6 protein-coding genes are annotated in these 8635 nt (G+C 53.5%); all 6 read left to right on the forward strand.

Going from position 1 to position 8635, the window contains the following annotated elements:
• The coding region (locus tag PGY33_RS13995) for a hypothetical protein (RefSeq protein WP_270479159.1) at positions 1 to 1977 on the forward strand (1977 nt) is incomplete at its 5' end.
• 86 nt (positions 1978 to 2063) lie between these two features.
• On the forward strand, positions 2064 to 3431 hold the full coding sequence (locus PGY33_RS14000; protein WP_118480539.1) for a YARHG domain-containing protein: 1368 nt from the start codon (positions 2064 to 2066) through the stop codon (positions 3429 to 3431).
• Positions 3431 to 4255 (forward strand): N-acetylmuramoyl-L-alanine amidase family protein, encoded by an 825-nt coding sequence (locus PGY33_RS14005; RefSeq protein WP_118480541.1) that lies wholly within the window; start codon positions 3431 to 3433, stop codon positions 4253 to 4255. Before PGY33_RS14000 ends, PGY33_RS14005 begins: the two co-directional genes overlap by 1 nt.
• A 317-nt stretch (positions 4256 to 4572) precedes the next feature.
• On the forward strand, positions 4573 to 6426 hold the full coding sequence (locus tag PGY33_RS14010) for an RNA polymerase sigma factor (RefSeq protein ID WP_147356924.1): 1854 nt from the start codon (positions 4573 to 4575) through the stop codon (positions 6424 to 6426).
• Between the two features lie 152 nt (positions 6427 to 6578).
• Positions 6579 to 7994, forward strand: a complete 1416-nt coding sequence (locus PGY33_RS14015; RefSeq protein ID WP_118480545.1) for a hypothetical protein — start codon at positions 6579 to 6581, stop codon at positions 7992 to 7994.
• A gap of 252 nt (positions 7995 to 8246) precedes the next feature.
• The coding region (locus PGY33_RS14020; RefSeq protein ID WP_270479165.1) for an RNA polymerase sigma factor at positions 8247 to 8635 on the forward strand (389 nt) is incomplete at its 3' end.

The raw sequence follows: 8635 nt of genomic DNA on the forward strand, positions 1-8635 counted from the left end.
AAGGGCATCAAGCTGTACTCCACCTCGATTCCGATGCTGCTAGCATGTCTGCGCTGGCTCATGGCGGAGCGCGGCGCACTTGCAGCCGAACAGGCCGCCGGGCTGTTGGCACAGGTGGAAAGCACGGTCGGTTTGACCGCTTCGGCGGCAGCCGGTGCGCAGGCGGCGGGACACACCGCCGCGGCGAAGGCCGGCACGGCGGCAAAAGCCGGTGCCGCGACCAAAGGCAGTGCCGTCGGCACCAAGGTAGTCGCCGGTGTGGCGGCTGCGGCAGTGATCGCCGGCGGCGTGGTCGGTGTGTCGAAGCTGAAGGCGCGGGTGCAGGTCAACCCGCCGGCCACACAAGCGGTCACGCTCAGCGCGGAAGAACAGGCACTGCAGGACGATTACAACCGGAATACCGCGTATTTGAAGGTGATTTCGGACCTGCAGGAAGAGTTCGGCGTGCGTACGCAGATCAGCGACAACGCCTATTCCGGTCTGCTGATGGCAAAGCTGGTGGACTTTGGCGCCGACGGCACGGATGAACTGCTGTGCGTCTGCACAGACGATATATTATATACGAACCGCGGTCGAATGCCAGGCGTCAATGCCAACTGCTGGTATATGGTATACCGTTGGAACGGCACACAGGCGGAGCCGCTCACAGATAGCGAGATATCCGGCGGATATATATTGGAAGGAACAAGTGACGCTGATTGGAAGTTCTCGGATTTTCATCTGTATCAGGATCAGACGGATTCCAAGATTTATTTGTGCACCGATTCCTTTAGTCCTCCTTCCGGCGCACCGGATGAGGACGAGCCTCTTCAGTGGCAAGAGTCCTTCGTAAAGAACACAGTACAGGATGGAAAGTGGGTGAAAACATGGTCTGCTACGTTAAACAAAGATCTCAGGAACGGCAGCTATCTTTCGGCATGGATCTATCCGGACAAGCGGACGCAAACCGAAACAAGCTGTGACAGTGTAGAGCAGGAATATGCGAATATTCGCCGGAACAGTACCTATTACCGGATAACTGATTTGAACGATCCCAGTTCGCCGGGCGAACCGATCCAAAGTTTGCCGGGTTATCCGCAGACACCGGCCGGAGGATATGCGCCGCCGGAAGACCTGAATATTCTGATCCAAGCCATGCAGCAGCAGGCGGAACAGGATAAGCAGCAGCTTGGCAATGCCTTTCAGGAGTTTACGGCGGATACATCCGAATCGTTGGAACGGCTGGCAGGCAAGGTGACGCATAAACAGATGGAAGCAGTTCAGCAGAATTCACTGTCTCAAATGAGTGTTAATAATACCGTTATGATAGATAGTCAGACGGTAGCGCAGTTGGCGGCAGCAGATCAAAGCCGTCGGGACAGATGGAAGGCCGTTTGTGATGCTATGCTGGATTGTATACGTTTGGCAATGCCGCAGAACGAATATCAGAAGATAGCGCAGGGGCAACAGAACTGGGAGACTGAGGTCGCACAGGCGGACAGCACGCCTTGGTATGAAAGCAATTCAGTAAATGATTATAAGGCTGCTAATTGGAGCGAACAAACCAAAATGTATGAAGAACATGCGGAATATCTGAACGTCTACTATCAGGTAGCGATCGGCTCCATTGGAGGGCTGGAAGAACACTGGGCTTCCGAGAATAGTGCAGCAGTTGATCCAGCCGATTATATCGGGCATTGGACGGTCGATCAATATGCGGATAAAAGCAATACTTCCGTAGATATATATCTGGAAGAATCCAATGGTCAGCTCGTAGTTTCGGTAGATCAATGGCTGGTACAATGGACTACTGCATACGATATCCCATTGACCTTGAACGATAATAAAACAAGAGCAATCGGTACATATACGGACAGTCAGGGCAATTTCGGCGCGATACAATTGGATTTTGAAAACGGAGAACTGTATGCAACTACAACGCAGTCCGGCAATTTCGGATTTACACTATATCAGAATCACTGTACCCGTGATTCATAAGGCGGACAGCGAATATCAAACCCTATTGGAAAAACGAGAATAAGCTAAACACAATCTACCACGACAAAATAAAGGAGGACTAAATTATGTTCTGTGAAAAATGCGGTCACAAAATCGAACCAGGCGAGCTGTTCTGCACCAACTGTGGTGCAAAGCAGCCGGAGCAGCCGGTGCAGCCCAAGCCGGCAGAGAAGCCGGTGGAAAAAACGGTAGAACAGCCGGCACAGCAGCGACCGGCGCAGCCGAAGCCGTCTCAGTCGCCGGTGCAGCCGCGCCGACAGGAACGCCGGCAGTATTCCGCCGATGATTTTCTGGGCGGACCGGAAAGTCGTCCGAATCCTAGCAGCAACGACCGTCCGAACGGATACCGCCCGAATAACGGCGGCAGCAGTCCGAGCAACGACCGGATACAGAACGGCGGAAACCATCCGTACAGCAGGGGACCGATCAATCCCATGCCGCAGATGCGGGAGCCGGAACCGAAAAAGCGCAGCAAGGTGCCATTCATTCTTGGTGGCGTGGCGGCGCTGCTGATCATTGCGGGCGGCGCGGCATGGGCGCTTGACCTGCTGCCGTTCGGCAAGGCGGACAGCAAGCCGGAGGACACCGCTACGGCAGAGCAGACCGACGGCACCGCTGAAAATGCGGAAAACGGTGCGGCGGCAGTCGATCCGGCAACGTATACCGGCTACTGGATGATCGACTGCTACAACAGCGAAAGCACCAGCTTTGCGGGCTTTGAACTGTCTGGTACGGCGGATGCGCTGAGCTTTTCGGCAAATCAGACGTGGAACCAAGGCGAACACACGGCGAGCATCGCAAAGACCACGCTCGCGCTCAACGAGGACAAAACGCAGGCGACAGGCTCTTATACGGACAACAATAATTCTTCCGGTACGGTAACGCTGGACTTTGAAGACGGCGAGCTGTATATCACGCTGACCGGCAGCGGCACATGGAGCATGACTGTGCAGAAGGAGCATTGCACCCGTGATCCCTACGGCGCACAGCGGCAGTACACAGCAAGCGCGGCGCAGCCGTCCGCCGGTATGTCCGGCGCGACCGGTATCAACGGCGGCAGCAGCTCGACCACGACCGTGCAGCAGCCGAGTTCCTCGGGTTATGTATTCTATGTGAACGGTCAAACTGCTTCGCAGGGTATTAACGACATCAGCGCGGCTTCGATTGGCAGCGACCGTCTGTGGCCGACAGATACTCTCACAATCAGCGACAGCGACCTGAGCAAGCTGACACGCATGGAAGTAGCCGCCGTCCGCAACGAAATCTATGCGCGCCATGGCTATTCGTTCAGCTCTGCGGACTGGAGAAGCTACTTCTCCACGGCAACATGGTATACGGCAAGCAGCAGCTACTCGGATTCCATGCTCACCAGCACTGAGCAGTTGAATCGCGACACAATTGTAAAGTTTGAAAAGGCGAAGGGTTGGAAATAATGAAGAAAATGATCGCAATGCTGCTGGCGCTGCTGTGTTTGAGTGCCTGCGGCGCGCCCAAGCAGGAGACGACAGAAACGGCGGAGCAGCCTGAACAGACCACGGCCGATACCGTGCAGGAGCAGCCGAAATCCGAACCGGTATCGGTACCGGAGCCCGAACCCGAACCTGAATCGGCTCTGCCGCTGGACGGCAAGATCATCTGCGTCGATCCCGGTCATGAGGTGACCGGCCTGCGTGTGCAGGAGCCGATCTCTCCGGCGAGCAGCGCCACCAAGGAGGCCTTTGTCGGCGGCGCCGCCGGCAGAAACCAGACCGAGGAACAGCTTAATCTGGCAGTCGGTCTGCGGCTGCAATCCTTGCTGATTGAGCAGGGTGCGACCGTCATCATGACCCGTACCACCCATGAAAGCGATATGACCAGCTACAAGCGGGCGCTGTTGGCGAACGAAAATCACGCAGACCTATGCATCCGCATCCATGCGGACGGCTCGGAAAGCTCGTCAGTATATGGCATGTCCATGCTGGTGCCCTACGGCAGCCAGCTTGCCACACAGGATATCGTTGCGCCAAGCCAGAAAGCGGGTGAGTGCGTACTGAACGCAACGCTGGCTGCGACTGGCGCCAAAAACAACGGTATTGTGCAGCGTTCAGATCTGACAGGCTTCAACTTTGCGGAAGTTCCGACCATTCTGATCGAGATGGGTTTTCTCAGCAATCCTGATGAGGATGCCCTTATGCTGACCGATGATTATCGGCAGAAGCTGGCACAGGGCATGTGCAACGGCATTCTGGATTATTTCTCTGGCACAGTGACCGAGTAAACGGGAAACAGGATTTACATTTATCGAAAACGCTCTGTCATCTATTTGGATGATCGGGCGTTTTCTGTTTTTTCGTGTCTAAACTGCAGATTTGTAAAATGTTGCGGTATGAGGGTGGAATGGAACAAAAATTGGAGTATAATTGAAGGGATTTTAACATAATTCATAGAAAGAAATTTTTCTGAAAAAATCAAAAATATTTAAGTCTTTTCGGACTACCTCTCCCTCTTATGTTTGTGAAAGGGGGATAGTGCTTGTACGAAAACCAATCCTGCGACTGTATCGCAGAGACCAGAAAGAAACCGGAGACAGCAGATATGGATGAAAGAGAACAGCTTAAACAGGAAGAGGAAAGCGCCCAGTCCTTTATGCAGGACGAATACGACCGCCTGACGTCACTGGTGTGTGCACTGCAGGCCGATCCCGGAGACGACCGAGTGTTTGAGACCTTTTATCAGGCGACCTACCCGCGCATTCTGTATACCGCGCGCCATCTGGTCAACAGCGAGCAGGCGGCGCTGGATATTGCACAGGAGGTATATATTGCGTTTTACAGAAATATCGGGAATATCAAAGAGCCGCGCGCGGTCATCAGCTGGCTGCACCGCGTAACGCACAGCATTGCGCGGGATTACCGCGAACGTGCCGCAGCCCGTAACGAGGATTTGATCAACGAGGGACAGGAATATCTGTTCACCGATGTGGCGGAGCAGCGCACGGACTTTGTGCCGCATGAGCAGCTCGATGCGCAGGCGACGCAGGAGCTCATCCGCGGGATGCTGGATGAGCTGCCGGAGGAACAGTCCCGCACGCTGGTTTACCGCTTCACTGAGGGACTGCCGCTGGCAGAGATTGCGGAGATCATGGACTGCACGGTCAGTACGGTCAAAAGCCGCCTGAAATACGGCAAGCAGAAAATTGAGGAGCAGGTATACGCGCTGGAGAAGCGCGGCATCAAGCTGTACTCCACCTCGATCCCGACGCTACTGCTGTGTCTGCGCTGGCTGATGGCAGACCGCGGCGGACTTTCGGCGGAACAGGCAGGCAGACTGCTGGCACAGATCAACAGCGCGATCGGCGCGGCGGCGTCGGCGGCAGCGGGCGCGGCGCAGAGCGTCGGAACGGCAGCAAAGGCCGCAGCCGCAAAAACCACCGGCAGTACGCTTGGCACCAAGATCGCGGCGGGCGTTGCTGCAGCGGCTATTGTGGCAGGCGGCGTGGTCGCAGTGCCGCGCATCATGCAGAAGGTCAACCCGCCGGAGTCGGTCGTGCAGACCGAACCGGCAGCCGAGCCCGAGACGGAGCCCGCGCTCACCGCCGAGGAAAAGGCGGTCGTGCAGGGCGATTACGACCGCAACACCGCATATCTGAAGGTCATTTCGGATTTGCAGGCACAGTACGGAACCCCGACACAGCTTGGCACAAATGCTTATTCGGGATTGCTGATGATCAAGCTAGTCGATTTCGATGCCGATGGCACGGATGAGCTACTATGCGTATATACGGATAAGGCATATTCGGAGTATGCAAATGCCAATTTGAATATGTGGTATGCAATCTATAGCTGGAACGGGACACAGGCTGATCGAATTACCGAGCAGTCACTAACAGAGAATGTAACATATGAACTGGATTACTATACATGGCGTTATGCAGACTTCTATTTATACCAGAACTCTGCGGATTCTAAAATTTATCTGTGCGATGATGTTTTGTGGGGACCGACTGGTGGCGTATATGACGATGGTACAGCATCGTGGTCGGATACAATGACAGAATATGGACTGCAAAACGGAACGTGGACACAAACCTGGAAGGGCGAATTGCTTCGTGATCTGCGGGATGGCAGACACTTGCAGGCGACTCTGCGCGGTACGGATAATGGTTTTGTCAATGTAGAGTGGAATATGATTTCGCAGGAAATTGATAAGATTCGTCAGAATGGCACATATTATCGGTTTACCTTCCTAAATGACCCGACCTCGGGTAATATTACGCCGATGATCGACCAGATTTCAGTCTATCCGAAAACCCCTGCAGGCGGTTACACCCTTCCAGAGAATCCGAGCGTACTTATTGCAGCCTTGCAAAACGAAACTGCACAGGCAAAGCAGCAGCTTGGCGATTCGTTCCGCGAATACGTTGCACCGCCGGAGAATGCGAACGCTTAGTGCGCATTGAAAAAAACGAAAAAATTTTTCCATAAAGAATGGAAAAAACCGTCGAATTTGCTATAATAGGAGGTAAGGAAAAAAGAGGCAGGCATAAACCAGCCGACAGGCTGTTTTATAAAAAGGTCATTTCACAGAAAGAGGGTAAAGCAATGGACGAAAACAGAAGAGACGACAATCTGGTTGAGGAACCGGTGCCGCAGCAGGATGGCACGCAGGAATTTCAGCCGCAGAACGGCGCGGAGCCGCAGGAGTTCCAGCAGCCGCAGCAGGAGTACCAGCCGGCTTCCGTCGAGCCGCAGCAGCCGATTTACGAGCAGCAGCAGCCGGACTACACACCGATTCCGCAGCCGGTCTATCAGCCGGCACAGGCAGCGGCAAAGCGGCAGGACAAAAAGCTGTTCGGTATCATCGCCGGCGGCGTTGTGGTAGTGCTGATCGGCATTATCGCGCTGTTTATGATGATCAGCGGCGGCAAGGCCATCAACCTGCGGGACTACGTTACCATCACCTACTCCGGCATTGACGGCAAGGGCACGGCCTATGTTTCCGTTGATTACGAAAGCATGGCGAGCGCGTCGCTCTCCTCCAAGGAGAAATCGCAGATTGAAAACGGCGATATCACCAGTGTTTCCACCTGGCAGACTGCCGCAGCGGGCTGGGGTGCGCTGTACACCAAGCAGAGCGTGCTCTCGAGCGCGATCACCTGCACGCTGGAGGACCAGCCGGACGGCCTTTCCAACGGCGATACCGTTACCGTGCAGGTCGATATCGACAAGGACGCGCTCAAGGCGGTCGGTATTAAGGTAAAGGGCAAAGACTTCACCGACACGGTTTCCGGACTGATCGAAGTGCAGAATATCGACGCATTTGCGGATATTTCGGTGCAGTTCAGCGGCATTGCGCCGAACGGCGAAGCGCAGGTCATCAACAACAGCCGCGACGCCGCCTGCATGCAGTATGAATACGATCTGGATAAGTCCGAGGGTCTTTCCAACGGCGATACCGTAACCGTTACCATCAGCGACTACAATCTGGACGATATTGCGGAGCAGACCGGCGAAGCACCGGCGGAAATGCAGAAAACCTTTACGGTTTCCGGTCTGAGCGCCTATGTTACCAAGCTGGATCAGGTGAATGATACCGCGCTTGCAAGCATGAAGAAGGAAGCTGAGGATTATATCCAGGCACTTTCTGCACGTAACTACGCGGATACCGAAACTATGAATGGTTTTACCTATGTCGGCAGTTATCTGGAGGTTGCAAAGCCGAATGCAGGGGCATGGCACAATAACTGGCTTGATCTGGTTTATGAAATCTCCTACTCGAACTCGTATGGCGGTTCCTTTAAGTATTACTACGGTATAGGATTCTCTGATCTGGTACTGCAGGCAGATAACAGTATTGATGTGGATTTGAGCGACTACTCGACTACCAGTCATACGTTCCATTTCACTTCCGGAGATCATGGCTATTATCTGTATGGCTATCAGACCCAGAAGGACCTGTTTGATGACTGGATTAAGTCGTCTATGGATACATATACATATGAAACGGATATTGCATAATTAGCAAGAGCAAAAGTCCAATCATCCTCGTGATGGTTGGACTTTTTATATCATAGGCTGCTATACGAAAATTAAAACCTCATTGAGGGAATATATTGCCGAAACAAGTCAAATATGGTAATCTTTTTATGGAACGCGATATCTAAAAAAATTTTTCACAAAATCGAGAATTCTAAATCTTTTCCAAAATCCATTCCTCTTATATCTATGAAGGGAGAAAAACTCCAAACTAAGAAACCGGAGGCAGACAGCATGGAAATGAAAGAACAGATAACGCAGGAAGAAGCTGCTGCGCGCGGCATGATGGAAGCGGAGTACGATCAGCTTGCAGAGCTGGTCACGGCACTGCAGGCAAACCCTGGGGATGATCGGGCGTTTGAGAAATTCTACGAGCTGACGTACCCGCGCATTCTGTACACGGCACGCAGTCTAGTAAACAGCGAACAGTCCGCGCTGGACGTGGCGCAGGAGGTTTACCTTGCGTTTTATAAAAATCTAGCCAATATCCGTCAGCCGCGAGCGATTGTCAGCTGGTTGCACCGTACTGCAACCGGCAAGGCGAAGGACATGCGCGAACGCGCCTCTGCGCAGAACGAAACCCTGCTGCAGAGTGAGGAGCAGGAGTATGTATTTACCAACAC

It is taken from the genome of Butyricicoccus sp. AF18-9LB (assembly GCF_027684505.1).
GTDB classification, from domain to species: domain Bacteria; phylum Bacillota; class Clostridia; order Oscillospirales; family Butyricicoccaceae; genus Agathobaculum; species Agathobaculum butyriciproducens.

Bases quoted from the DNA above. Each gene is read 5' to 3' on its own strand.
- PGY33_RS14015 (WP_118480545.1), top strand. From the start codon at position 6,579: ATGGACGAAAACAGAAGAGACGACAATCTGGTTGAGGAACCGGTGCCG.
- PGY33_RS14010 (WP_147356924.1), top strand. From the start codon at position 4,573: ATGGATGAAAGAGAACAGCTTAAACAGGAAGAGGAAAGCGCCCAGTCC.
- PGY33_RS14005 (WP_118480541.1), top strand. From the start codon at position 3,431: ATGAAGAAAATGATCGCAATGCTGCTGGCGCTGCTGTGTTTGAGTGCC.
- PGY33_RS14000 (WP_118480539.1), top strand. From the start codon at position 2,064: ATGTTCTGTGAAAAATGCGGTCACAAAATCGAACCAGGCGAGCTGTTC.